16 protein-coding genes and 1 pseudogene are annotated in these 25,702 nt (G+C 66.6%); 11 read left to right on the top strand and 6 right to left on the bottom strand.

The window, feature by feature from the left end; all coding sequences use genetic code 11:
* The first annotated feature begins 327 nt into the window (after nt 1-327).
* From DID96_RS19360 to DID96_RS19345, 4 genes are all read left to right on the top strand, one after another.
* Nucleotides 328-6,396: an alpha-2-macroglobulin gene (locus tag DID96_RS19360; RefSeq protein WP_124600885.1), complete on the top strand. Its 6,069-nt coding sequence runs from the start codon at nt 328-330 to the stop codon at nt 6,394-6,396.
* A 7-nt stretch (nt 6,397-6,403) separates the two neighbouring features.
* Nucleotides 6,404-8,689, top strand: a complete 2,286-nt coding sequence (gene pbpC, locus DID96_RS19355; RefSeq protein WP_124600884.1) for a penicillin-binding protein 1C — start codon at nt 6,404-6,406, stop codon at nt 8,687-8,689.
* 365 nt (nt 8,690-9,054) lie between these two features.
* Nucleotides 9,055-9,303 (top strand): hypothetical protein, encoded by a 249-nt coding sequence (locus DID96_RS19350; protein ID WP_124600883.1) that lies wholly within the window; start codon nt 9,055-9,057, stop codon nt 9,301-9,303.
* Between the two features lie 453 nt (nt 9,304-9,756).
* Nucleotides 9,757-10,248 (top strand): hypothetical protein, encoded by a 492-nt coding sequence (locus DID96_RS19345; RefSeq protein ID WP_124600882.1) that lies wholly within the window; start codon nt 9,757-9,759, stop codon nt 10,246-10,248.
* Nucleotides 10,249-10,403: 155 nt separating this feature from the next.
* Here the strand turns inward: DID96_RS19345 and DID96_RS19340 are convergent, their stop codons facing one another.
* Entirely contained in the window at nt 10,404-11,234 is an 831-nt protein-coding gene (locus DID96_RS19340) for an SDR family NAD(P)-dependent oxidoreductase (protein WP_124600891.1), read from the bottom strand.
* 120 nt (nt 11,235-11,354) lie between these two features.
* Here DID96_RS19340 and DID96_RS19335 point away from each other — a divergent pair, with 120 nt between their 5' ends.
* Nucleotides 11,355-12,233: a LysR family transcriptional regulator gene (locus tag DID96_RS19335; RefSeq protein ID WP_124600881.1), complete on the top strand. Its 879-nt coding sequence runs from the start codon at nt 11,355-11,357 to the stop codon at nt 12,231-12,233.
* A 9-nt stretch (nt 12,234-12,242) separates the two neighbouring features.
* Here DID96_RS19335 and DID96_RS19330 read toward each other — a convergent pair whose 3' ends face one another.
* Nucleotides 12,243-14,105 carry a methyl-accepting chemotaxis protein gene (locus DID96_RS19330; protein WP_124600880.1) on the bottom strand — a complete coding sequence of 621 codons (1,863 nt, stop codon included), beginning with the start codon at nt 14,103-14,105 and terminating at the stop codon, nt 12,243-12,245.
* 1,014 nt (nt 14,106-15,119) lie between these two features.
* A pseudogene (locus DID96_RS19325) lies at nt 15,120-15,446 on the bottom strand (amino acid ABC transporter substrate-binding protein); the annotation flags it as partial.
* Nucleotides 15,447-15,967: 521 nt separating this feature from the next.
* Here DID96_RS19325 and DID96_RS19320 point away from each other — a divergent pair.
* From DID96_RS19320 to DID96_RS19310, 4 genes are all read left to right on the top strand, one after another.
* A complete protein-coding gene (locus DID96_RS19320) occupies nt 15,968-17,608 on the top strand; it encodes a S8 family peptidase (protein ID WP_124600879.1) in 1,641 nt (546 codons plus the stop codon).
* A 557-nt stretch (nt 17,609-18,165) separates the two neighbouring features.
* Complete coding sequence (locus DID96_RS38345; RefSeq protein WP_185732299.1) at nt 18,166-18,324, top strand: hypothetical protein; 159 nt, start codon at nt 18,166-18,168, stop codon at nt 18,322-18,324.
* A gap of 42 nt (nt 18,325-18,366) precedes the next feature.
* Nucleotides 18,367-21,132: a magnesium-translocating P-type ATPase gene (gene mgtA / locus DID96_RS19315; RefSeq protein ID WP_124600878.1), complete on the top strand. Its 2,766-nt coding sequence runs from the start codon at nt 18,367-18,369 to the stop codon at nt 21,130-21,132.
* An 85-nt stretch (nt 21,133-21,217) separates the two neighbouring features.
* On the top strand, nt 21,218-21,961 hold the full coding sequence (locus DID96_RS19310) for a transporter (RefSeq protein ID WP_124600877.1): 744 nt from the start codon (nt 21,218-21,220) through the stop codon (nt 21,959-21,961).
* A gap of 63 nt (nt 21,962-22,024) precedes the next feature.
* Here DID96_RS19310 and DID96_RS19305 read toward each other — a convergent pair whose 3' ends face one another.
* From DID96_RS19305 to DID96_RS19295, 3 genes are all read right to left on the bottom strand, one after another.
* Nucleotides 22,025-22,300 carry a helix-turn-helix domain-containing protein gene (locus tag DID96_RS19305; RefSeq protein ID WP_124600876.1) on the bottom strand — a complete coding sequence of 92 codons (276 nt, stop codon included), beginning with the start codon at nt 22,298-22,300 and terminating at the stop codon, nt 22,025-22,027.
* A gap of 144 nt (nt 22,301-22,444) precedes the next feature.
* Complete coding sequence (locus tag DID96_RS19300) at nt 22,445-22,786, bottom strand: hypothetical protein (RefSeq protein WP_124600875.1); 342 nt, start codon at nt 22,784-22,786, stop codon at nt 22,445-22,447.
* Between the two features lie 3 nt (nt 22,787-22,789).
* Complete coding sequence (locus DID96_RS19295) at nt 22,790-23,521, bottom strand: alpha/beta hydrolase (RefSeq protein WP_124600874.1); 732 nt, start codon at nt 23,519-23,521, stop codon at nt 22,790-22,792.
* Between the two features lie 237 nt (nt 23,522-23,758).
* Here DID96_RS19295 and DID96_RS19290 point away from each other — a divergent pair, with 237 nt between their 5' ends.
* On the top strand, nt 23,759-24,127 hold the full coding sequence (locus tag DID96_RS19290) for a DUF2784 domain-containing protein (RefSeq protein ID WP_124600873.1): 369 nt from the start codon (nt 23,759-23,761) through the stop codon (nt 24,125-24,127).
* 214 nt (nt 24,128-24,341) lie between these two features.
* A complete protein-coding gene (locus DID96_RS19285; RefSeq protein ID WP_124600872.1) occupies nt 24,342-25,670 on the top strand; it encodes a leucine-rich repeat-containing protein kinase family protein in 1,329 nt (442 codons plus the stop codon).
* Nucleotides 25,671-25,702 lie beyond the last annotated feature (32 nt).

Genomic DNA, 25,702 nt, shown 5'->3' with positions numbered 1-25,702 from the left:
CGACACCGCTCACAAACCACGGAGCGTTCACACCCAGGGCGGCTTCGAACAGCTTGCTGTGCATCATTTACCTTCTTGTCTACAGGAAAAACGAGACGATACCACCCACTCGAAATTCAAAAGAGGCATCTTAGTCCATTAAATGTTCCGCAATCCGTGACAATCGACTTTTCTCTGCATTTTTGTATCGTTGCTGCGACGGGTGTGCGACGTGCACCGTCGTGTCGCACAAGCGCGGCATGCCCTTCGTCCGCATGCGCGTGGAGGTCCGTCAGTTAGAATCGCGTGCAATCAAACAGAAAGCTTCCCTCCGAGGGCAATCGAGCGATGAAGCAACGCGACAACAACAAGCAAAACCCATCCTTTGGAAGCATCACAAGGCTGCTGACGCGCACCGGTGCCGTCGCAGCGCTCGGGGCCGCCGCGCTGCTGTCGCTGCAGGCCGACGCGGCACGCACGGTGAGCGTGTCGCCACAGGGCACCGTTACCGAAGTGCGGCAGTCCGTCGTCAAGTTCGACGAACCGATGGTCGCGTTCGGCTCGGCGTCCGCGCCGAATCCCGCCCGCGTCACCTGCACCGATTCCGCCGCCGGCCGCGGCCAGGGCCACTGGCTCGACGACAAGACCTGGGTCTACGATTTCGAGAACGACTTGCCCCCGGGCGTGCGTTGCGCAGTCGCGCTCAACGACGGGCTGCGCTCGGTCGCCGGCAACGCGGCCACCGGGCCACGCCGCTTCACGTTCCAGACGGGCGGACCGTTCCCGGTGTCGGTGCGGCCCGGCTCGCGCGAAATCGAGGAACGGCAGGTGTTCGTGCTGAAGTTGAACGGCCCCGCCGAGCCGCGCTCCGCGCTCGCGAACATCTGGTGCGAAGCGGCCGGCATCGGCAACCGCATCCCCGTCACCGCCGCCGACGACGACACGCGCAACGCGCTGCTCGACCACTTCGGGCTGAAGAAAGACGCCGCGCGCGTGCTGACGCTGTCGTGCGCGCAGGCGCTGCCGGCCAGCGCGAAGATGCAGCTCGTCTACGGCAAGGGCGTCGCGAGCCCGAGCGGGATCGCGAACGACACCGAGCGCCGTTTCGATTTCACCGTGCGCGCGCCGTTCGCCGCGAGCTTCTCGTGCGAACGCGAAAACGCGAAGGCGCCCTGCACGCCGCTGCGTCCGCTGACCCTGTCGTTCAACGCGCCGATCGCGCGCAAGTCCGCCGAAGCGATCCGGCTGCGCGGCCCGGACGGCCAGAACGGTTCCCTGGCGCCGAACTTCGCGGCGGACGACCACAGCGACGAAGTGACGACCGTCACGTTCAACCCGCCGCTGCCCGCGCAAGCCGCACTGACGATCGAGCTGCCGTCCGGCCTGCGCGACGTCACCGGGCGCACGCTTGCCAACGCCGACCTGTTCCCGCTCGCGACGCGCACCGCGCCGATGCCGCCGCTTGCGAAATTCTCGTCGGGCACCTTCGGCATCGTCGAACGCTTCGCCGAGCTGGGCATGCCGGCGCTCGTGCCGGTCACGCTGCGCAACGTCGAGGCCGACCTGCACATCGCGGGCCTCAACGCGGGCGGCGCGCAGTTCGCGAACCTGAAGGTCGAGAACGACACCGCGATCCGCCAGTGGATGCGGCGCGTCGACCGCTTCGACAACTGGTCGATGACCGCAGGCTCGATCGACGAGCAGATCCCCGGCCTGCTTCGGCGCGGCGGACAACATCCTGTCTACGTGCCGCTCGCGGAAGGCGAACGGCAACCCGCGCCGAAGGACCGCCGCATCGACGTGCGCTCGCTGTCGCTGCTCAAGGGCGAAGCCGGCGTGCAGACGCTGACGCTGCCGAAGGCCGACCCGAAGACGCTGCGGCCGTTCGAGATCGTCGGCGTGCCGATCGACAAGCCCGGCTTCTATGTGCTCGAACTCGCATCGCCGGCGCTCGGCCGCTCGTTGCTCGCGAAGCCGTCGAGCATGTACGTGCGTACTGCGGTGCTCGTCACCAATCTCGGCGTGCACCTGAAACAGGGCCGCGAGAACAGCCTCGTGTGGGTGACGACGCTCGACAAGGGCAAGCCGGTGCCGAACGCGCAGGTGCGCGTGTCCGACTGCAACGGCGACGAGATCGCGGCAGGCAGGACCGACGCGCAAGGGCTGCTGAAGATCGACGGGCCGTTCGAGCCGAAGCACGCATGCGAAACGTCCGAGCGCTTCGACGACTACTTCGTGTCGGCCCGCGTCGACGATCCGAAGACCGGCCCCGACATGGCGTTCGTCAGCTCGAACTGGAACCGCGGCATCGAGGCATGGCGCTTCAACGTGCCGACCGACATGGACAGCGCACCGACCGTGCGCGCGCACACCGTGTTCGACCGCACGCTGCTGCGCGCCGGCGAAACGGTGTCGATGAAGCATTTCGTGCGCACCGAAACGCTGCAGAGCCTCGCGTTCCCGTCGCAGTACCCGACGCGCGTGACGATCCGCCATCTCGGCAGCGGGCAGACCTACCGGCTGCCGCTGACCTGGGCCGCCGACCACAGCGCGGACACGCGCTTCACGCTGCCGCCCGCCGCGAAGCTCGGCGAATACAGTGTCGATCTCGAAGGCGGCCCCGAGGATGCGCCGACGTCGAGCTACTACAGCGGCAGCTTCCGGGTCGAGGCGTTCCGCCTGCCGGTGCTCAAAGGCACGATCGGCGCGCGCGATGCGCAGAAAAGCCCGCTCGTTGCGGTGAAGGACGTGCCGCTCGCGGTGCAGATCGACTACGTGTCGGGTGGTGGCGCGTCGAACCTGCCGGTGCAGGTCTCCGCGCTGATGAAAGCGGCATCGCCGCCGTTCGCGGACCGCTATGAGGATTTCACGTTCACGCCGTACCGTGCCGAAACGAGCGACGGGATGGCCAACGACGACGAGCAGGACGGCGACAATGCATCGCGCGCCGACAACGATCCCGACGCGACGAAGCTGATCGCGGACAAGCTGCCGCTGACGCTCGACCGCAACGGCGCGGGCACGGTCACGCTCAACGGATTGCCGGCCGTCGACGCGCCGAAGCGCCTCGCGCTCGAAGCGACCTTTGCGGACCCGAACGGCGAAGTGCAGACGATCCGTGGCGACACGCTCCTGTGGCCGGCCGCGGTGGTTGCCGGCATCAAGGCCGGCCACTGGGTATCGGTCGGCCAGCGCGTGCCCGTGCAGGCGATTGCGCTCGACCTGCAGGGCAAGCCGCGCGCGTCGGTGCCGATCGAGATCAAGGGCGTCGCGCACATCACGACGTCATCGCGCAAGCGCATGGTCGGCGGCTTCTACGCGTACGACAACAAGAGCGACACGCGCGACCTCGGCGTGCTGTGCTCCGGCAAGACCGACGACAAGGGCCGCATGTCGTGCGACGCGACGCTCGAGCAGGCCGGCAACGTGCAGCTGATCGCGGTCGCGAAGGACGGCGACGGGCGCACGTCGAACGCATCGTCGTCGGTGTGGGTCACGCGCGAGGACGAGCTCTGGTTCGGCGGCGACAACACCGACCGGATCGACGTGATCCCTGAAAAAACCTCGTACGAACCGGGCGAAACGGCCCGCTTCCAGGTGCGGATGCCGTTCCGCTACGCGAGCGCCCTCGTCGCCGTCGAACGCGGCGGCGTGATGGAGACGCACATCGTCGAGCTGAACGGCAAGAACCCGACCGTCGACCTGAAGGTCGGCGAATCGTGGGGGCCGAACGTGTACGTGTCGGTGCTCGCGCTACGCGGCCGGATCCGGGAAGTGCCGTGGTACTCGTTCTTCACGTGGGGCTGGAAGGCGCCGCTCGACTGGGCGCGCGCGTTCTGGCGCGAAGGCCGCCATTACGAGGCGCCGACCGCGTTCGTCGACCTGTCGAAGCCCGCATTCCGCTACGGCCTCGGCGAGATCAAGGTCGGCACCGGCAACCACCGGCTCGGCGTGACCGTGACGACGGACGCGACCCGCTACACCGTGCGCGGCCACGCGCAGGCACATGTGAAGGTCACGCTGCCCGGCGGCCAACCGGCGCCGGCCGGCACGCAGATCGCGGTCGCCGCGGTGGACGAGGCGCTGCTCGAACTGATGCCGAACCAGAGCTGGGACCTGCTCGACGCGATGCTGCGACGGCGCGCGTACGGTGTCGAAACGGCTACCGCGCAGATGGAGATCATCGGCCGCCGCCACTTCGGCCGCAAGGCCGTGCCGGCGGGCGGCGGCGGCGGCGGCGCACCGACGCGCGAGCTGTTCGACACGCTGCTGCTGTGGAACCCGCGCGTGACGCTCGACGCGAACGGCAGCGCGACCGTCGATGTACCGCTGAACGATGCGCTGACCCGCTTCCGGATCGTCGCGATCGCGGCCGTCGGCCCCGACCGCTTCGGCACCGGCAGCACGTCGATCCGCAGCACGCAGGATCTGCAGTTGATCTCCGGCCTGCCGCCGCTCGTGCGCGAAGGCGACGCGTTCCGCGCGCAGGTCACGCTGCGCAATACCACGGAGCGCACGATGCGGGTCGTCGTGACGCCGCATGCGACGGGCCTCGACGTCGCACCGCAGACCGTGTCGCTCGCACCGAACAGCGCGAGCGAAGTGGCGTGGACCGTGACCGTGCCCGAGCAGGCGCTCGATGCGGCCGGCGCGCTGAGCTGGCGCATCGAAGCCGCCGAGCAAGGCGGCGCGCGCGCAGCCGACGCACTCGCGATCGCGCAGAAGGTCGTGCCCGCACTGCCCGTCACCGTGCAGCAGGCCACGCTGACGCAAGTCGACGGCACGCTCACGCTGCCTGTCGCGGTGCCGGCCGGCGCGGCGCCCAACGCGCAAGGCGCGCCGCGCGGCGGCATCGCCGTGTCGCTGCAACCGAAGCTCGCCGACGGCCTGCCGGGCGTGCGGCGCTGGTTCGAGCGCTATCCGTACCGCTGCCTCGAGCAGCAGGCATCGCGCGCGATCGGGTTGCGCGACGCCGCACAATGGCAGGCGCTGACCGCGCGGATGCCCGTCTACCTCGACCGCGACGGGCTCGCGAGCTACTTCCCGCCGCCGTCCGACAACGATCACTACGGCAGCCCGACGCTGTCTTCGTACCTGCTCGTGCTGTCCGACGAGGCGAGCCGCGCCGACGCGCGCTTCGCGCTGCCCGAAGACGTGCGCACGCAGCTCGAAACCGGGCTCGCGCGCTTCGTCGAAGGCCGCATCGAGCGCGACACGTGGGCGCCGCGCCAGGACCGCGACCTGCGCAAGCTCGCGGCGATCGAGGCGCTGTCGCGCTACGGCGCCGCGCAGGGCCGGATGCTCGGCTCGCTCGAGATCGCGCCGAACCAGTGGCCGACGTCGGCGGTGATCGACTATCACGCGATCCTGACGCGCGTGAAGGACATCCCGCAGCGCGACGAGAAACGCGCACAGGTCGAGCAGATCCTGCGTGCGCGTCTCACGTACCAGGGCACGCAGCTCGTGTTCTCGACCGCGCGCGACGACGATCTGTGGTGGCTGATGACGAACAACGAGACCAACGCCGCACGCCTCGCGCTCGAATTCGCCGGCGACGCGGGATGGAAGGACGAGATGCCGCGCGTGACGGCCGGCCTGCTCGCGCTGCAACGCCAGGGCGCGTGGCAGACGACGACGTCGAACGCGCTCGGCCAGCTCGCCATCGATCGTTTCTCCCGCACCTACGAAAGCACGCCGGTCAGCGGCACGACGAAGGTCGCGCTCGGCGGCGACGAGCGCTCGGTCGCGTGGGCGCAAACGCCGGCCGCGGCGCCTGCGATCGCCGCGCCTGCGTCGGCGACTCCGGCAACCCCGGCCACTCCGGCCACTCGCGCGGCCGCTGCGCGCAGCGTGATGCTGCCGTGGCCGCGCGCGGCGCAGCCCGGCACGCTGAGCGTCGTGCAGAACGGCACCGGCCGCCCGTGGGCGACGGTCGAAAGCCTCGCCGCGGTGCCGCTGCGCGCGCCGTTTGCCGCCGGCTACCGGATCACGAAGACGGTCACGCCCGTGTCGCCGGCGGTCAAGGGCGTGCTGACGCGCGGCGACGTGGTGCGCGTCCATCTCGACATCGATGCGCAAAGCGACATGACGTGGGTCGTCGTCAACGATCCGATCCCTTCCGGCGCAACGATCCTCGGTTCCGGCCTCGGCCGCGATTCCGAGGCGGCGACGCAGGGCGAGAAGTCGACCGACGGCGCGTGGCCCGCTTTCGTCGAACGCGATTTCGACGGCTATCGCGCGTATTACGCCTATCTGCCGAAGGGCAAACTCTCGGTCGAATACACGGTGCGGCTGAACAACGTCGGCACGTTCGGCCTGCCGCCGACGCGTGTCGAAGCGCTGTATGCACCGTCCGTATACGGGCTCTGGCCGAATCCGCCGGTGACCGTCAAGCCGGCCGACGCCGGCAAGTCGTGAGCGCGCGATGAAGGGTTTCGGTTCGCCGCGGCCGGCGCGCATCGCCGGCCGCCTCTTCATCGCCGTGGTGCTCGCGGCTCCGCTCGTCGCGCATGCGCTGCCGTCCTATGACGACGTGCGCCATCGCTGGCGCAGCTCCGACTGGCTGCTGCTCGCGCGCGACGGCACGCCGCTGCAGCGCACCCGCGTCGATCTCACCGAGCGGCGCGGCGACTGGATCGCGCTTGCCGACGTGTCGCCCGCGTTCCGCGAAGCGATCGTCGTCTCCGAAGACAAGCGCTTTTATGCGCACAGCGGCGTCGACTGGCGCGGCATCGCGGGCGCCGCATGGGGCAACCTGTGGAACGAGCGCACGCGCGGCGCGTCGACCGTGACGATGCAACTCGCGGGCCTGCTCGGCGATTCGCCGCGACGCTCGGGCCAGCGCTCGCTGCCGCAGAAGGCGTCGCAGGCGATGAACGCATTGCTGCTCGAACGCGGCTGGCGCAAGGACCAGATCCTCGAGGCCTACCTGAACCTCGTGCCGTTCCGCGGCGAGACGATCGGGCTCGATGCGATGTCGCAGGCGCTGTTCGGCAAGGCGCCGTCCGGGCTCGACGTGCGCGAATCCGCCGTCGCCGCGGCGCTCGTGCGTGCGCCGAACGCGAACGCCGCGAAAGTCGCCGAACGCGCGTGCCGCATCCTGCAAGACATGCATGCGGAGCACGCGTGCGCGTCGCTCGACGGCTACGTGCAGCTCGTGACGTCCCGCCCCGCCGGCGCCGGGCGCGACGACGGCGCCGCGCTTGCCCCGCATTTCGCGCGGCGCATCGCGACCGAGGTCCGGCCAGCCGCGGGCGCGCAGGTCCGCTCGACGCTCGACGCGTCGCTGCAGCGCTTTGCGCGCGACACGCTGACCCGCGCGCTGACCGAACTCAACGCGCCCGCGCATCGGCGCAACGTGCAGGACGGCGCAGTCGTCGTGATCGACAACGCGAGCGGCGAAATCCGCGCTTGGGTCGGCTCGTCCGGCGCGCTGTCGAACGCGCGCGACGTCGATGCAGTGCTCGCGCCGCGCCAGGCAGGCTCGACGCTCAAGCCGTTCCTGTATGCGCAGGCGATCGACGAGAAACGGCTGACCGCCGCGTCGCTGCTCGACGACGCGCCGATCAACCTTGCCGCCGGCGGCGGTCTTTACATTCCGCAGAACTACGACAAGGACTTCAAGGGCTGGGTGAGCGTGCGCAGCGCGCTCGGCGGCTCGCTCAACGTGCCGGCCGTGCGCACGCTCGTGCTCGTCACGCCACACCGCTTCGCGCGCACGCTGACCGCGCTCGGCCTGCCGCTCGCGCAGGAAGGCGACTATTACGGCTTCAGCCTCGCGCTCGGCAGCGCGGACGTCACGCTGCTGTCGCTGACCAACGCGTATCGCGCGCTCGCGAACGGCGGCCTCGCGCGCAAGACCGTCGATCTGGCGGCGCCGGCTGGATCGGCTGGATCGGCTGGATCGGCTGGATCGGCTGGATCGGCGGCGCCGGCTGCATCGGCTGCGACGCCCGCACGCACGGTCGACGGCACGCGCGTGTTCAGCGAGGCCGCGAGCTTTGTCGTCACCGACATCCTCGCCGACAACAACGCGCGCGTGCGGACGTTCGGCTTCGATAACCCGCTCGCGACGCGCTTCTTCTCGGCGGTGAAGACCGGCACCAGCAAGGACATGCGCGACAACTGGGCAGTCGGCTACACGTCGCGCTATACCGTCGGCGTATGGGTCGGCAACGCGGACGGCTCGCCGATGTGGGACGTGTCGGGCGTCACCGGCGCGGCGCCCGTCTGGTCGGCGGTCGTCGGCTACCTGCATCGCGATCTCGCGAGCCGCGCGCCGCGCCCGCCCGCGGGTGTAGAAGCGCGCCGCGTCACGTTCGAGCGCGGCATCGAGCCGTCGCGCAACGAATGGTTCGTCGCGGGCACCGCGGTCGATACCGTCCGGCTGGCGGCGCCCGTGACCTCCGGCAAGGACGGGCCGCGCGCGCCGCTGACGATCGGCGCGCCGACCGACGGCACGATTTTCGCGATCGATCCGGATATTCCGCCGAAGAATCAGCGCATCTGGTTCGAGCGCACCGCCGGCCACGCGACGAAGTTTTCCTGGCGTCTCGACGACAAGATGATCGGACACGCGGATCGTGTCGCGTGGCTGCCGTGGCCCGGAAGACATCGGCTCGAACTGCTCGATGCCCACGGCAAGGTTGTGGACGCGATCAGCTTCGAGGTGCGAGGTGCGTTTGCGAAGGCCGGTGCGCGCCGGCCTTGAGCGGGTGGCGGCGGCTTGCACGAATGGACCTGCGTCGCCACCCGTTGTGGCTGCTCCTGTCGCCCCGCAGCACGAACCAATCACCTGAGGAATCGGAAGTTGCTGGATTGCACCGGTAGCAGGCTGACGGGATGCTTGAGCCTCTGCTGGCGTGTGACGTTCATTTCATCGGTACAGCCGAAGCATCGGCGGCTTCGTATCGACGACGGTCGGCCGCTGCCCCACACAGACAGGTCGTGCGCGCGCCCGTCTGGCCGGAGACGCCGCTTGTGCGGATTTACACGCCCGCCGCCTTCGTGTAGCGTCGTCACGTCAGACACAATCGAACCGAAGTGTGCGGCCCTATCGGGGAACGGGTAAGCGCGATGACGAAGTCCAGAACATATACACGGGTTGCCGTGATTTTCCTGACGTTAGGCTTGTATCACCTGTGGACGTTCTTTGACGCCATCCACACGGGCTGCTTGCAGGTGGGTGTGCAGATCAAGTGCAGCTACCAGAATGCAGGGAATTTCGAGTCTTCGAACGACGCGCAACTGCTGTTTGGTTGCTTGTGGCTATCGGCGGCAGGTTACTTTGTCGTCGCGGCGGTTCAGGCGAGGAAGAAGGCGTAGCTAGAACGGGGACAGCGGTCCTGTCGTTTGCCGGCAATCGGCCGGCGAGTGACGGCGGGTAGTGGTCGGTAGCGACTGGTAGCGGCCGCTTCCTGAACATGCCTCACATTGCACCTTCGCGGCCACGCCAACCCGGCATGCAACGGAAACGAACTGCTGTCCGCGGCCATCCATCGACGCTGGCAGAGGATCGCGCGACCACTTCATCTTCAAAACGACCGCGTGATCGGGGCAGCCGGTCGTCGTTTCGCCTCTAAAGCCCCACCCACGCGTGCCGTTATCCATATGCCGCCAGAGAACCACGATGCGTTGGTCGATGGCACGGCTTCGAGCAGACACTTTTCGCTGACCAACCACACGTTCGGATCGCGATAGTCGCTACGCATGGCCCGGCGCATGGGCTGACAAAAGAAACAGAAATGCGGGGATCAATTGAAATACATTCGGATTGCCATGCTGGTCTCTTCCATGGGACTCGTCACGCTGACCACGGGTTGTGCAACCATTACGGGAGGCACGACGGAAAAATTGTCCGTGAAAACCCAAAAGGATTCCATTGACCTCGCTGGTGCAACCTGCGTTCTGACGAACTCGGAAGGCTCGTATCAGGTCGTCACGCCGGGAAAGGTGTCGGTGCATCGTGCCAAAGACGACCTGAATGTGCAATGCACGAAGGACGGTGAAGCGCCTGCGGTCACGTCGATAAAGTCGTCCGGGCGCGGAGGCGCAACGGTTGGGGACTTCATCATGTTCGGCCTGGTAGGCGGCCCAATCGCTCACGGTATCGACAAAGCGACCGGCGCCGCCTATGTCTACCCCGATGACATTACGGTTTCGTTCGGCAAACCGGCAGATCAACCGCTCCCACAGGACATTACCGCACCGCACGCCGAAACGGATTCCACCGCATCGATCAAGATATCAGCGCCCACGTTGGCGCACTGATTCGATCAATCCCACGCTACTTTCGCGATGCGAGCAGCGAGGGCGACGGTTGCCGGGCAACGGCAGATGCACGGCGGAAGCGGTCGGCGTACACAAGCGACCAACACACAGCGGCAGTTCTCGAAAGCACGTCGGCCGGGCGTCGATCATCGCCCTCACCCCTGCTCGGCAACCACCTCATTGAGCCACGGCCGCAGCCCGCCCAACGTAAAGCCCCCGTCAACGAGAATGCTCTGCCCGGTCACGAAGCGTGCATCATCCGACAGCAGCCAGGCGACGACATCGGCAACCTCCTCAGGCTGGCCGATACGCCGCAGCGGCGTATGCAGCAAAAACGGCCGCATCGCGCGCTCGTCGCCGAGCGCCGCTTCGGACATCGGTGTCGCGATGACGCCCGGGCTGACGTTGTTCACGCGAATGTTGTTCGCCCCGACTTCCAGCGACACGGTACGCATCAGCGCATCGAGCGCGGCCTTGCTGGCCGCGTAGCCGGACGTCCCCGGTATCGCACCATGCGCCGTCCACGATGACGTATTGACGATCGCGCCGCCAACACCCGCAGCCAGCATCGCCTGAAGCTCGTATTTCATGCAGGCCGCCACACCCCGCAGATTGGTCGCGACCACGGTGTCGAACGTCTCGATCGCCGCGTCATGCAGCGGCACGAACTCGCCGAGCATCCCGGCGTTGTTCCAGGCCACGTGCAGGCCACCAAATGCGTCGACCGTACGCGCGACCAGACGCTGAACCTGCGCCGTATCGGTCACGTCGGTCGGCACGGCCAGCGCACGCCCGCCATCGGCCGTGATCTCCCGAACCACCGAGTCGAGCTCCGCGGGTCGCCGGCCCGCAACGACGACATTGGCGCCTTCTCTGGCCAGACGGAGCGCCGCCGCTTTCCCCATGCCGGTGCCGCCTCCGGTGATCAACGCAGTGCGTCCAGCAAACCGCGACGTCAATTGAAATCCGGGATCAGGTGTCGCCATATCGAGGCTCCTTGTATAAGCGGCAGACGACGCCGCAGTGACGGGAGCCGCCAGTATCATTGAAAAGTTTTCGTGGATAATCTCCACATAAATTGATTCAGTTTCGAGCGAGAGTGTCAAATGGATCTGCTGAGCAGCATGGAGGTTTTCGTTCGTGCAGTGGACGCGGGAAGCCTGAGCGCAGCCGCAATCGAGTGCCGGATGTCGCCGACGATGGCCGGCAACCACTTGCGCGCGCTGGAAACGCGCACCGGCATGAAACTGCTCAATCGGACCACGCGGCGCCTGAGTCTCACGGAGTTCGGCGAGACCTACTACGCGCGTTGCCAGGAAATCCTGCGGCTCGTCGGCGAGGCGGACCGACACGCGCAGAATCGGCAGACGCTTCCGAGCGGCAAGCTGCGGGTGACCGCCCCCGTGTCGTTCGGCAGCGAAGTGCTGGTCCCTGCGCTGTCCGGATATCTGGCGCGCTATCCCGCAATCGACGTCGAGTTGACGCTCAGCGATCGAGCGATGGACCTGCTCGACGATGGCTTCGATGCCGCGATCCGCATCGGCAAGCTCACGGACGCAAGACTGGTCGCGCGCCCGCTGGCCCCCTACCGGATGATGGTCTGCGCTTCGCCCGGGTACCTTGCCGAACGGGGAACACCGCGGCACCCCGACGAACTCGCGCAGCACGAATGCCTTGCATTCAGCATTTCAGCCGCTGCGCCATGGAAATTCAGCCTTCAGGAAGAAACGCTCAGCATCAAGGCGAACGGAAGGCTCAGCATCAACATGGGCCAGGCATTGCGTGTCGCCGCGCTGCACGGCATGGGGATCGTGATGCAACCTGCGGCGCTGTTGAAGGCGGATGTCGAGGCCGGCCGGCTCGTCTCGCTGTTCAGCGACTATCAGTTGCCCAGCCGCCCGATGTACCTGATGTACCCGCCGGACCATCGCACGCCCAAACTGCGCAGCTTCGTCGATTTCGCGCTGCAGCAGTTCGGCGAATGACAATGCCCGTCAAGCATCGACCTTGAACGCCGCCACCAGCCGCGTCAGCTCCGCTGCCTGGTGCCTCAAGCTCTCCGCCGCCGCCGCACTCTCCTCGACCAGCGCAGCGTTCTGCTGCGTCATCTCGTCGAGCGACTGTACGGCGCCGCCGATCTGATCGATACCGGCACTCTGCTCCAGGCTCGCATCGGCGATCTCGTTCATCATCGTGCTGACGCCCTGCACCTGCGAGACGACGTCGCGCATCACCTCGCCCGCTTCGCCGACCAGCCGCGAACCCACGTTCACCGTCCCGGCGCTGTGCTCGATCAACGTCTTGATCTCCTTCGCCGCCTGCGCACTGCGCTGTGCGAGATTGCGCACTTCCGAGGCCACCACCGCGAAACCCCGGCCCTGTTCGCCGGCGCGCGCGGCTTCCACGGCCGCATTGAGCGCGAGGATGTTGGTCTGGAAGGAGATGCTGTCGATCAGCCCGATGATTTCGGAGATCCGGTTCGACGCGTCGCTGATCTGCTCCATCGTGCTCACCACTTCTCCAACCACCTGCCCGCCGCGCACGGCAGTATCGGACGCGCCGTTGACCAGCCGGGCCGCGGTGCGCGCGGTTTCCGTGTTGTTCTTCACCACGGCGGTGATCTCCTCCATCGACGCTGCCGTCTTCTCGAGGTTGCTCGACTGTCCTTCGGTACGCTCGCTGAGATCCGCGTTGCCGGAAGCAATCTGCTCGGAGCCGGTCGCAATCGACGTCGATGCAGCCCGGATACGATGAACGAGTGTCGCCAGCGAAGACACGAAACGATTGAACGCGTCCGACAGTTGCCCGATCTCGTCCTCGCTCTCGACCATCATGCGACGGGTCAGATCGCCGTGCCCGCTCGCGATCTCGGACAGCAACGACGCCGCACGCCGGATCGGTGCGGCAATCGCGCGGCCGACCAGCAGAATGACCACCAGCGCGACACCAAGGCCTGCGACGGCGGCGACCAGCGCAGCATTCCGGATCGCATGCGTGACGGGCCCGAGCATTTCCGCCTCCGGCACCTCGACAACCACGTACGCGTTCAGCTCCGGAATGAAGGACGTCGCAATCAAACGCGCGTCCCCTGCTCCCGCATGGCTCAGCCAGGCGTACGGCTTGCCGGCCAGCAGCGCGGATGCGGCGTCGCCGGGCAAGCCGGCCTCGTTCGCCATGAAGTGTTTTCCGTCGATCAGCGCCGTATCGCGATGCATCATGATCGCGCCGTCCGGGCGCACGAGATAGGCATACCCGGTCTCGCCGATCCGGTATGCGGCGATGCCCCTGGCCAGCGCATCCACCGACAGGCTCATGCCGGTCGCGCCCACCGGGTTGCCGTCGAGCTCCACGCGGCTGTTGATGAACATCATGTAGCCGCCGACGGTCACCTCGTGGTCCATGTTGACCTCGAACGGCCGGCCGGTCGCGATGAAGGCCGTCAGCCATCGATCCTTGTCGCCGACCTTCCGTTGCAGGCCGGCCTCGCTGTAGTAGTTGCCGCTCTTCAGCGACACCCACTGCACGGACGCGGCCTTCTGCTCAGCCTTCACGTTCTCCGCAAGTTGCGTCCAGTTGCGCGTGCCGCCGTCGGGTTCGCCATCGGCCTCCCATTGCAGCAGAAACGCGTCGCGCGCCAGCACGCGCGATGCCGCGATCGGCCCGGCAAGCTGGCGCTGCACGTCCGCGCGGATGCTGTTCACCGCGGTCGGCAGCTCGTCCTGCACGACGCGGTCGCGCACGGCGCTCCCGATCAACCGGAGGCTCAGCACGCTCGAAATCGCAACGAAGACCAGCAGGCAACTGGTCATGCTGAGAATCAGCTTGTTCTGAATGGATAGCTTGCGCCAGAAGTGCATTGAATACCCTCTATGTTTGCTCGGTCGTGGCCAGCATGGTTTATCGGCACACGAGTGCGGAACGTTAGTAGCGGGCGCAAATAGTGGGTATAAGTCAATGCGGATCCCCGGCGCGCACGCAACATGACAGCGCGGGCCGGTGCCGTATCGATGCGCGTGTCGCGCTTCCGATTCGGCTGGCTTCGACGACAGAGACGGGCTAAGCGTCTAAATCGTTTGCACTTCGAACTTCAATCATCAACGGAACTTCGCCGGCAAATCCTCTCCCCGCGCCGAGAGCGTCGCGCGGACATCGAAGATGGGTGGATGCCGGTCGTACTAACCCGGATGATTCCCCGAGCGAGCACTCGGGATGGCGATGGTTTTGATCATTACAACGATTCCCCGGAATACGATGCGAAATTGAATATTCGCGCCGCCGTTCCTGTCGTTCTATTCCCGATCAAGCCGGGACAATTGGCTGTCGGCATCGAATGCAATTCATGGTAGGAGACTATCGCCGAATTACAAGACGTTCCGGCGAAACCGCACGCGCGTCACTCTCAACGGCCGATACAACTCGGCGGCGTTGCGTGCGCAACGTTTTGCGTTGGGTGTAGCAAAAAAAATCGGCAACGAATAGAGAGAAGCGCGGGAATCGTCTACTCTGAAATCTGCCGCATCCCGGAATGGCAGTCACGCAGCGGCTCGTGGCGGCGCGACGCAGACTACGCGAGCATGGATACGGCGAGCACACCCCGTCCCCGGCGGACCGTCGCTTTGCACATCGTCCGCAAGGGTGTCGACAGCGAAGCTGTGCGTGGAGTGTCATCGATGGATCGTCTGGCGAACGCAAGCATCGTTTGCAGATACCGACACGTGCCGCACTCGATTCGGGCATCGTGGCGGCATCCACGCTGCGCTGCCCGCGTGCGCTGCCGCCAAGCGCTGCATCCGACTCTTCGGCAACCAACGCCGACGCGGCCGGGCATCGGGCGCCCTGCGCGTTCGCGCGCCCGACTCGACCTCGCTCGCTCAATACTGCGCCTGATCCATCGGATTCCTGAACAGCTGCTTCATCTCCTCCGAAATTGGATAGTTCAGGTTCATCCCCTTCGGCGGAATCGGCTGCGTAAACCAACAGTTGTACAGCTTCTCCGCTTCCCCCGAAGTCTGCATCTTCGCGATCACGCCCTCGGCGACATGCTTGAACGCCGGATCGGCCCTGCGCATCATGCACGCGTAGTTCCCGTGGACGAGCGGCGTGCCCGTCACCGTGTACGCACCAGGATTGCGGTCCTTCGCGAGTTCGCCATACAGCAGCGGCTTGTCCATCACGAACGCAACCGCGCGGCCCGTCGTCGCGATGGCCAGCCAGCAATAACGACGGCCCACGCCTTTCTCCTGACGAATCGTGGATCGAACCGCGATCCTGCGCCCGCCAAAATCGCGCCGCATCAGGGAAAGCGTAAGGTCCGCGGCCGCCATCCGAGCGCTGCATGTGCGCTGCCGTGCCGCCGCAACGTCGCGATGGCACTTCTTCGACATGCTCCGCGCCGCCCGATCTCGCTGCGCGGCCGGGCACGCGGATGTACCAACCGTTCCAAACGCGCGTTCATGCTGGCATGCAGCAACGCTATCGTTTGCGCGCCCACCATGTTTTCTTTTGAAACGCACTCAAGAAGCCGCTGAGCAAGCCGTTACCCAGAGCGTGGCGCGCCGCAGCATCTGTTGCTGCCGAGCCACCAGATGACAACGAGAAGGACCGGATGCCCGCAGAACGACGCCGACGCAACGACACACGATGACACGCGAAGGCCGCGGCGACCGGCCCGACTGCCACACCGCCGGCACGACGGTTTTTACTACGATCGAGTTTCAACATGAGCGCCAAACGTTTCAATCCCGCTGTCGCACGGTTCGCTCACGCCCGCGCACTGGCCGGCATGCTGTCCGCCGCCGCGCTGCTGCCGCTCGCCGGCTGCGGAGGCGGCGGCGACGGCAACAGCCCGTCGCCGTCCACCGCCGCACCGGCCCCTTCGCCGGCTCCGTCACCCGCCCCCACGCCCAATCCGTCGTCGACCAGCAGCAACGCGTGCGCGACCCAGCAGGCCGCCGCGCAGATGGCCGCGCAAACCGCCGCCGCGAACGAGCCGCCGGTCGATCACCTGATCGTGAAACTGAAAACCGTGACGGCCGCGTACGCGATGTCGGCCGCCAACGGCACGTCGCGCATCGATGCGGTGATCCAGCGCGCGATGACTGCGTGGGGCTCGCCGAACGGCGCCGCACGCGCGTACTCGAGCACGGTACCGCAAACGCAGCTGAACGTGCAGGTCGAGCGGACGATGGCGAACGGCGCGGCCGTGCTGACGCTCGGGCAGCGTATCGCGGCGGCCGACGCGACTGCGCTCGCGCAGGTGGTCGCGGCCGACGGCGACGTCGATTACGCGGAACCGGACCGCCGGATGAGCGTGCGCGACACGCCGACCGATCCGGACTACAGCCAGCAGTGGTACTTCTCCGATCCGACAGCCGGCATCGACCTGCCTGCCGCCTGGACGCGCACCAAGGGCGCGCCGACGGTCGTCACCGCCGTGCTCGACACCGGCTACCGCCCGCATGCCGATCTCGTCGGCAACCTGCTGTCCGGCTACAGCTTCATCTCCGACGTCAACACGAGCAACAACGGCAAGACGCGCGGCCCCGACGCGACCGATCCGGGCGACTGGGTCACGCAGCAGGAGATCGACAACGCGAGCGGCCCGTTCTTTCACTGCGCAAGCACGCCGAGCGACAGCAGCTGGCACGGCACGCACGTCGCGGGCATCATCGGCGCGGCCGCGAACAACAACATCGGCATCGCCGGCGTGTCGTGGCTCGGCAAGATCCTGCCGGTGCGCGTGCTCGGCAAATGCGGCGGCGTGACGAGCGACATCGCCGACGCGATGCGCTGGGCAGCCGGCATTGCGGTCAGTGGCGCACCGGCCAACCCGACGCCCGCGAAGATCATCAACCTGAGCCTCGGCGGCACGGGCACGTGCAGCCAGACGTTCCAGCAGGCGATCGACGACGTGACCGCGAAAGGCGTGACGGTCGTCGTCGCGGCCGGCAACGACGGCCTGTCGACCGGACTCGATCAGCCCGCGAACTGCCGCGGCGTCATCAGCGTCGGCGCGACCGATACGACCGGCCTGCGCGCATCGTTCAGCAACTTCGGCACCGACGTCGCGCTGAGCGCGCCGGGCGTCAACATCCTGTCGACGTCGAACACCGGCACGACCGTACCCGGCGCGGACAGCTACGGCCTCGCGACCGGCACGAGCTTCGCGACGCCGCAGGTGTCGGGCGTCGCCGCGCTGATGCTCGCGGTCAACGGCAACCTCACGCCCGCGCAGATCCAGCAAAAGCTGCAGGGCGGCGCGCGCACGACGAAGCTCGCGGCCGGCACGTCGTGCACGGCGATGCCTGCAGGCTCGGGCATCCTCGATGCAGCCGCCGCGGTGACCGCGTCGACGCAGTAACACACGCAAGCAGCGACGCGGCAACGGACGCGCGTTCGGCACCCGGCCGAACGCGTGTTTCGTTTTCGGCGGGACGCCGCATGCGGCTTCGCCGGCACGCGCGGATTGGCCTGGAATCGAACAGGAAACCGTGCTGCCTTACGATCCGCTCGACGATGCATGACGATCTCAAAATAAATGTCTTACAAAAGGGTTGACGCTTCGCACTGCGTCCCTTTAACATCGCCCCCGTCTAAACACATGGAGTGTTCTGTGAACACCGATGCGAGTTGTAGTTGGTGCTTGACCAACATGACTGCCGCCTGAGGAAACCGCGCAGAGCCTCGTCTTCTGCCGCATCCCGGGAAGCAGGATGCGGCGTCCTTCCGGCCTGACCGGCCAGAATCCCCGCCAGATTTCTTGAACGACGTGCGACCGCCGACGCGGTAGCGCACGCTCGTCGCGCACGCAGCCCGGCTGCGCGCGCAATCCGTTCGCGCGCCGTCCGGCGTTCGTGCCGTCACGCACGCAACGCCATCGACCGCCCGTGCCGCTGACCGATAACGACAGGAGTGCAGATGAACTCAGACGACAGTAGTCGATTACCGCTCGCCGGTGCGGCTCTGCGCGCCAACTGCCTGACGATGCACGGCGCGCCGGCGAGCGGCCCTCTCTTCACCGATCCACAGCCGATCGCGCCCGACGCGACGCGGCAGGGAGCGTTCGTTCGTCGATAACGTGCGCTCCCCGCCCGCCGCATCACGCGCAAGGAGCGACACATGACACAAAGCAACCCCTCGCACAAGAAACAGCGCGGCTTCATCAAGACCGGCGGCGCCGGCCAGCAGAACGAACCGCGCATCATGCGCGCCGCGCAGGAAGCCGCCGGCCCGCTCGACGACACGCTAAAGTCGCTGCGCAGCAGCACGCGCGGCCTGACCTACGCACAGGCCGCCGACCGCCTGCAGCATTACGGGCCGAACGAGATCGCGCACGACAAGCCACCGCACTGGGCCCGCCAGCTGCTGCACTCGTTCCACAATCCGTTCGTCTACGTGCTGCTGGTGCTCGCCACGATCAGCTTTCTCACCGACGTCTACTTCGCGGCCCCAGACGACCGCGACTACGTCGGCATGACGATCCTGCTGACCATGGTCACGATCAGCGCGCTGCTGCGCTTCGTGCAGGAATTCCGCTCGCTGCGCGCCGCCGAGAAACTCAAGGCGATGGTGCGCACGACGGCCACCGTACAGCGCGCGGTGACCGACACGGCCGAGCCCGCGAAGCGGGACGTGCCGACGCGCGAAGTGGTGATCGGCGACATCGTGCACCTGTCGGCCGGCGACATGATCCCGGCCGACGTGCGCCTGATCGCATCGCGCGACCTGTTCATCAGCCAGGCCGTGCTGACGGGCGAGGCACTGCCCGTCGAGAAGTACGACACGCTCGGCGCGGTCGCCGGCAAGTCCGCGAACGCGCGCGCGGCCGGCGCCGCGAACGACGCGTCGCTGTCGCTGCTCGATCTCGAGAACGTCTGCTTCATGGGCACCAACGTCGTCAGCGGCACCGCAACGGCCGTCGTCGTCGCGACCGGCGAGGACACCTACTTCGGCTCGCTCGCGCGCAACGTCGTGAGCCACAAGCGCATCGAGACGAGCTTCGACCGCGGCGTCGCGAGCGTGAGCTGGCTGCTGATCAAGTTCATGTTCGTGATGGTGCCGATCGTCTTCATGATCAACGGCCTCACCAAGGGCGACTGGCTGAGCGCGCTCACGTTCGCGCTCGCGGTGGCCGTCGGCCTGACGCCGGAGATGCTGCCGATGATCGTCAGCGCGAACCTCGCGCGCGGCGCGGTCGCGATGGCGCGCCGCAAGGTCGTCGTCAAGCGCCTGAACTCCGTGCAGAACTTCGGCGCGATGGACGTGCTCTGCACCGACAAGACCGGCACGCTCACGCAGGACAAGATCATCCTCGAGCACCATCTCGACATATTCGGCCAGAAGGACGAGGAAATCCTGCGGCTCGGCTGGCTGAACAGCTTCCACCAGAGCGGCCAGAAGAACCTGATGGACATCGCGGTGGTCAATCGCGCGAACGAGATCGGCGATCGCGTAAAGCCGCAGGGCTACAAGAAGATCGACGAACTGCCGTTCGATTTCGTGCGTCGCCGCCTGTCGGTCGTCGTCGAGGACACGCGTGGCGAGCACCTGCTGATCTGCAAGGGTGCCGTCGAGGAAATGCTCGCAGTGTCGACCCACGTGCAGGACAACGAAGGCGTGCGGCCGCTCGACTTCGTCGCGCGCAAGCGGCTCATCGAACAGGCGAGCGCCTACAACGAGGACGGCTTCCGTGTGCTCCTCGTCGCGACGCGTGCGATCACGCGCGGCGACGAACGCGGGCAATACCGCACCGCCGACGAGCACGACCTCGTCGTGCGCGGCTTCCTGACCTTCCTCGATCCGCCAAAGGATTCCGCCGCGCCCGCGCTCGCCGCGCTGCGCGAGAACGGCGTCGCGGTGAAGGTGCTGACCGGCGACAACCCGACCGTCACGATGAAGGTGTGCCGCCAGGTCGGCCTCGAACCCGGCAAGCCGATGCTCGGCACCGAGATCGAAGCGCTCGACGACGCGACGCTCGCGCAGGTGGTCGAACGCACGACCGTGTTCGCGAAGCTCACGCCGCTGCAGAAGGCGCGCATCGTCAAGGCGCTGCAGGCGAACGGCCACACGGTCGGCTTCCTCGGCGACGGCATCAACGACGCGCCGGCGCTGCGCGACGCGGATGTCGGCATCTCCGTCGACAGCGGCGCTGACATCGCGAAGGAAACCGCCGACATCATCCTGCTCGAGAAGAGCCTGATGGTGCTCGAGGAAGGCGTGCTCAAGGGCCGCGAGACGTTCGGCAACATCCTCAAGTACCTGAACATGACCGCGAGCTCGAACTTCGGCAACGTGTTCTCGGTGCTCGTCGCCAGTGCGTTCCTGCCGTGGGAGCCGATGCTCGCGACGCAGCTGCTCGTGCTGAACCTGATCTACGACACGTCGCAGATGCTGCTGCCGTGGGACAAGATGGATCCCGAGTTCCTGAAGAAGCCGCGCAAGTGGGAAGCCGGCAACATCAGCCGCTTCATGCTGTGGGTCGGGCCGACGTCGTCCGTGTTCGACATCACCACCTACGTGCTGATGTGGACCGTGTTCGGCGCGGGCGCGATGTATCACCTGCACGGCGGTTCGAGCGGCCAGATCGTGATGAACTCGGGCTGGTTCATCGAAAGTCTCGTGTCGCAGACGCTCGTCGTGCACCTGCTGCGCACGCAGAAGATTCCGTTCCTGCAAAGCACCGCGGCGCTGCCCGTGCTGCTGTCGACGTTCACGGCGATCGCGATCGGCTGCTGGCTGCCGTTCTCGCCGTTCGCGGAATCGCTCGGCTTCATGCACCTGCCGAGCAGCTACTGGCTGTGGCTCGCGGCAACGATGACCGGCTACATCGTGCTCGCGCAGATCGTGAAGACGATCTACGTCCGCCGCTACAAGCAATGGTTCTGATGCCCGCCGCGGCGATCCACTGACAGCCGTCCGGCTCGCGCGCAACGCGCGGGCCGGACGCGTGCAACGCTTCACAGGTGATGTAATGAAAAGAATGCTTCCGCTCGCCGCCGCGAGCGCCTTCTTCGCGCCGATCGGCGCGGACGCCGCCCATCCGCTCGTCAGCGACGACACGGGCACACAGGGCAACGCGAACTGGCAGCTCGAACTGAACGCCGAGCAGACGTCGAAACAGGAGGAAACCGGACGTCAGCAGCTCTGGAATTCGACCATGACGCGCGGGTTCGGCGATCGGGTCGATCTGTACGTCAACGCGCCGTATACGCATCTGCAGACACGATCCGACGAAAACGGCTCGGGCTTCGGCGATGTCGAGGTCGGCATGAAATGGCGCTTCCTCGAACGCGGCCCGTTCACGCTTGCGCTGAAGCCAAGGGTATCGATCCCGACCGGGGACGACCAGCGCGGCCTGGGAACCGGGCGCGTCGGCGCCGGCGCGACGATGCTCGCGCAAGTCGATGTCGCGCGGTTTTCGTTTCTCGCCAATGCCGGGATCACGTACCAGCCGAATCGGCAGGACGACCTGACTTCGATCTGGCAGGTGTCGGGGGCCGCAATCTATCGGGCCACGGATACGTTCCAGATCGTCGTGGATGTCGGCACGTCACGCAATGCCGAGCGCAACGCGTCGGCGAATCCTGCATTCGTGATCGCCGGCGCGATCTATTCGCCGAAACCGTGGCTCGATCTCGATATCGGGTACCGGCGCGGGTTGAACGACCAGACGTACGATCATTCGGTCATGGCCGGGGTGACGGCGCGCTGGTGATCGATTGCGCGTCGCGCCAGACAATCTGAACGGACGGCGGGTCGCTTCGATGCCCCGCCCTTGTTACGCCGCATCGAAAAGCTGTGCACACACCGCACGACCGTCTTCGGTCAATGCCGCGGAGCCCGTGCCGTCTTCGTGCAGGGTCGTGACCGTCAGGCCGCCGGCGTCGAGCTGCGTCAACACGCGGCGCAACGAGCTCATCGGCAATTGCGTGCGCTTCGCGAGCTTCGGAAGCGACCACGTCTTGCCCGCGGGGTCGCGCGCCGCTTCGTGCAGCGCCGCCAGGATCGCGACAATGGCGGGATCGAGGTCGTCGTCGTTCTGTTCGGTGGTCATCGGTCGTGCGTATCGAGGTTTCGTCGTTCGGGCGGCAGCGCGCAGCACGTGCAGCGCATGCGCGCCCTCGCCCGTTGCGTTTCCGCTACTTTAAACAAAACCGCCAGATTGAGCGCCCTTCCGCCAATCGCCGGGCGCGGGCGATCACCGCCCGGTCAGCTTTCGCAGAATCTCCTGCAGCAGGCGCTCGTGCTGTTCCAGCGCCTCGTCGGCGGTACGTGCGGCGAAAGCCTTGTTGTCCTGCACGGCCATTCCGGCGATGCGCGTCACGAACAGACAGACGTCCACGGTCTTCGCATCCGCTACGCCACGGAAACGCGTCGTGATCGTCACGCCGGATTCGTCCAGCACGGTGCGGCGGAAGACGAGGTCGTTCTCGGCCATCCAGCGCGTCCACGCGCTTTCGTCGAAAACTTCGACGGGGACATCGTCCGCATCGAGGACGAAGAAGCGCCGCGCTTTGGCCGGAACGGAACGGGATGTCATCGTTCAATGGGTGGGGGCGAGCAGGAAGCCGAGCGCGTCCTGCCACCACGCATCGTCGACGAAGCCGATCCAGTCGTTATGCTCGGCCGCCTTCACGACCAACAGTCGTTTCGGATCGCCCAGCCCGTCGTAAAGCGCCTCGCCAAAGCGTGCCGGGACGATGCTGTCGCGCTCCGCGACCGCCACCACGACAGGACGGCCGAACGAGGCCAGATGCTCCACGCTGTCGTACCGGTCCCGCAGCAGCCACGTCATCGGCAGCCATGGATAGTGATAGGCGGCGACGTGCTCGAGCGTGTCCCACGGGGTGATCAGCAGCACGCCAGTCACGTTGTCGCGCTCGCGCGCGCCGGCCTCTGCCGCGACGCCGGCGCCGAGCGACTTGCCGACCAGCAGCAGCGGCATCCCGTAGCGGCGATGCGCAATCGCAATCGTCTGACGCGCGTCGGCAACCAGGCTTTCTTCGCTGGGCGCGCCTTCACGTGGCCCGTAGCCCGGATATTCCGCGAGAATCACGCGCAGCCCCATTCGGGTGAGCGCCGTCGCAAAGTACGAACGATGGCCGGCATGCCCGGCATTGCCATGGAACACGACGGCCGTTCCGCGCACCGGTCCGGTCGGCTCGGCCAGCAGGCCCCGAAAGGCGTCCGGTGACGGCCACGCGTGCAGCCCGCCGGATTCGACATCGCCGACCGTGGCCCGCTCGGGGAAGTAGATGAAGCGATCCTGCATCATCGCAACTCCTGCGAAGACAATCAGACACACGACGGCGAGACGCGTCGCCCCGCCCAATGCGCCCGCTCGGCTGTTCGCCGAAGCACTCGCATCCCGCCGGGCCATTTTCCGCTACGCTGTACGAGGTTCCCGCACGCGAGCTGGCGCGACGCCGTGCACGCTGACGCGTCCACGATCAAGCATACGCCCACCCGTTGCATCATGCGCGGCCCACACCAACGCACATGGAAGAACGTGATGATCTGGCTGGCGAATACGGTTCTGGTCGTGCACGCGATGCTCGTCATCTTCATCGTTGTCGGGTTGCTCGCGATCTGGGTGGGCGCCGCGTTCAAGCGCAACTGGGCGCGTAATCGCGCATTCCGGATCACGCATCTTGGCGCGATCGGCATCGTCGCAGCACTGGCAGCCCTCGACCTGCCGTGCCCGCTCACCGTCCTCGAGGACTTGCTGCGCGTCGGCAGGACCGGCCCGCAGGGATTCATTCAGCATTGGGTGAGCGTCTGGATGTACTACGATCTGCCGGCTTGGGTGTTTGCCGTCGTGTACGTCGCGTTTCTGCTGGTCGTGGTGGCCACCTGGCGCCGCATCCCGCCGCGACGATAACGGCAGTCGCTTCGGGTTTCAGGAGCGGCCGCATCCGCCGGCCCCCAACGCTGATTCTCCGGGGCGCTTGCCAACGATTGCCCGCGTATCGGCGATCCGTGTCACGCTCGGAACAGGTTGCCGGGTGGCGGAATGCGCGCCTGCCGGCATGCGCTCCGAGTAGAATTGGCGCGGTTGGCCAATCATCACCGGCCGCCGATTCCCACCCTCCATCGTGACAGCCTCCATTGAACAACTCCGGTCCGGACAGCTCGCGGGTGCCCGGCATCTGAAGCTCGCTTGCGGGCTGACCGAATTTCCGCGCGAAATCTTCGATCTTGCCGACACGCTCGAAACGCTCGACCTGTCCGGCAACGCACTTTCGACGCTGCCGGACGATCTGCCGCGCCTGCACCGGCTGCGCATCCTCTTTGCTTCGAATAACCCGTTTACCGAGTTGCCCGGTGTTCTGGGCGAGTGCGCGCAGCTGAGCATGATCGGCTTCAAGGCGAATCGCATCCGCAAGGTTTCGGGCAAATCGCTGCCGCGCGAACTGCGCTGGCTGATCCTGACCGACAACGAGATCGAATCGCTGCCCGCGGAGATCGGTGACTGCGCACGGCTGCAGAAGCTGATGCTCGCGGGCAACCGGTTACGCGCGTTGCCTGAGGAAATGGCTGCGTGCTCACGGCTCGAACTGGTGCGTCTGTCGGCCAACCGGTTGAACGAAATGCCCGCATGGCTGTTGCGCATGCCCCGCCTGGCGTGGCTCGCCTACGCAGGCAATCCGTTCACCGGCGCGCTTGAAGCGACGGCGTCCGCCGACACGTCGATCGCCGACGTGCGCTGGGCTTCGCTCGCGCTCGAGCAAAAGCTGGGCGAAGGTGCGTCGGGAATCATCTATCGGGCGACGCGGCAGGCGGATGACGGTCGTTCGTCGCAGCCCGCCGCCGTCAAGCTCTTCAAGGGCGCCGTGACGAGCGACGGCTTGCCCGACTGCGAAATGGCCGCCTGCATTCACGCAGGGCAGCACCCGAACCTGATCCCGGTGATCGGCAAAGTGAAAGACCATCCGTCGGACACGCACGGCCTCGTGATGGCGCTGATCGATCCGGCTTTCGCGAATCTCGCCGCGCCGCCGAGCCTCGATTCCTGCACGCGCGATGTCTATGCGGATGACGTGCGCTTCGATCCGGCGTCGGCACTGCGTATCGCGCATGGCATCGCATCGGCAGCCTGCCATCTGCATCGGCGAGGCATCATGCATGGCGACCTGTACGCGCACAACATCCTGCATTGCGGCGCGGGGCGCGCGTTGCTGGGAGATTTCGGCGCGGCGTCTTTCTACGACACCGACGATCGAGCGCTCGGATCGGCTCTGCAGCGGCTGGAAGTGTGCGCATTCGGCCATCTGCTCGACGAACTGATCGAGCGGTGCGAGCCGGGAACGCTGCCCTGCGCGGGCGAGCTTGAAGCCCTCGCGGCCTCATGCGTGAGCGAAACGGTCGAAAGCAGGCCTTCGTTCGAAGCGATTGCAGCCACGCTGCTGCCGTTGACGACGTGATGGGTGTCGGCGCGCGGCGCGGCAGCACATGC

It is taken from the genome of Burkholderia sp. Bp8963, assembly GCF_003854275.1.
Classification (GTDB): Bacteria; Pseudomonadota; Gammaproteobacteria; order Burkholderiales; family Burkholderiaceae; genus Burkholderia.
The sequence above is the reverse complement of the archived record's forward strand: the minus strand, read 5'-3'. Positions and strand labels throughout refer to the sequence as shown.

Excerpts from the sequence above, each read along its gene's own strand:
- DID96_RS19360 (WP_124600885.1), top strand. The coding sequence starts at position 328 with ATGAAGCAACGCGACAACAACAAGCAAAACCCATCCTTTGGAAGCATC.
- pbpC (WP_124600884.1), top strand. The coding sequence starts at position 6,404 with ATGAAGGGTTTCGGTTCGCCGCGGCCGGCGCGCATCGCCGGCCGCCTC.
- DID96_RS19350 (WP_124600883.1), top strand. The coding sequence starts at position 9,055 with ATGACGAAGTCCAGAACATATACACGGGTTGCCGTGATTTTCCTGACG.
- DID96_RS19345 (WP_124600882.1), top strand. The coding sequence starts at position 9,757 with ATGCTGGTCTCTTCCATGGGACTCGTCACGCTGACCACGGGTTGTGCA.
- DID96_RS19340 (WP_124600891.1), bottom strand. The coding sequence starts at position 11,234 with ATGGCGACACCTGATCCCGGATTTCAATTGACGTCGCGGTTTGCTGGA.
- DID96_RS19335 (WP_124600881.1), top strand. The coding sequence starts at position 11,355 with ATGGATCTGCTGAGCAGCATGGAGGTTTTCGTTCGTGCAGTGGACGCG.
- DID96_RS19330 (WP_124600880.1), bottom strand. The coding sequence starts at position 14,105 with ATGCACTTCTGGCGCAAGCTATCCATTCAGAACAAGCTGATTCTCAGC.
- DID96_RS19320 (WP_124600879.1), top strand. The coding sequence starts at position 15,968 with ATGAGCGCCAAACGTTTCAATCCCGCTGTCGCACGGTTCGCTCACGCC.
- DID96_RS38345 (WP_185732299.1), top strand. The coding sequence starts at position 18,166 with ATGAACTCAGACGACAGTAGTCGATTACCGCTCGCCGGTGCGGCTCTG.
- mgtA (WP_124600878.1), top strand. The coding sequence starts at position 18,367 with ATGACACAAAGCAACCCCTCGCACAAGAAACAGCGCGGCTTCATCAAG.
- DID96_RS19310 (WP_124600877.1), top strand. The coding sequence starts at position 21,218 with ATGAAAAGAATGCTTCCGCTCGCCGCCGCGAGCGCCTTCTTCGCGCCG.
- DID96_RS19305 (WP_124600876.1), bottom strand. The coding sequence starts at position 22,300 with ATGACCACCGAACAGAACGACGACGACCTCGATCCCGCCATTGTCGCG.
- DID96_RS19300 (WP_124600875.1), bottom strand. The coding sequence starts at position 22,786 with ATGACATCCCGTTCCGTTCCGGCCAAAGCGCGGCGCTTCTTCGTCCTC.
- DID96_RS19295 (WP_124600874.1), bottom strand. The coding sequence starts at position 23,521 with ATGATGCAGGATCGCTTCATCTACTTCCCCGAGCGGGCCACGGTCGGC.
- DID96_RS19290 (WP_124600873.1), top strand. The coding sequence starts at position 23,759 with ATGATCTGGCTGGCGAATACGGTTCTGGTCGTGCACGCGATGCTCGTC.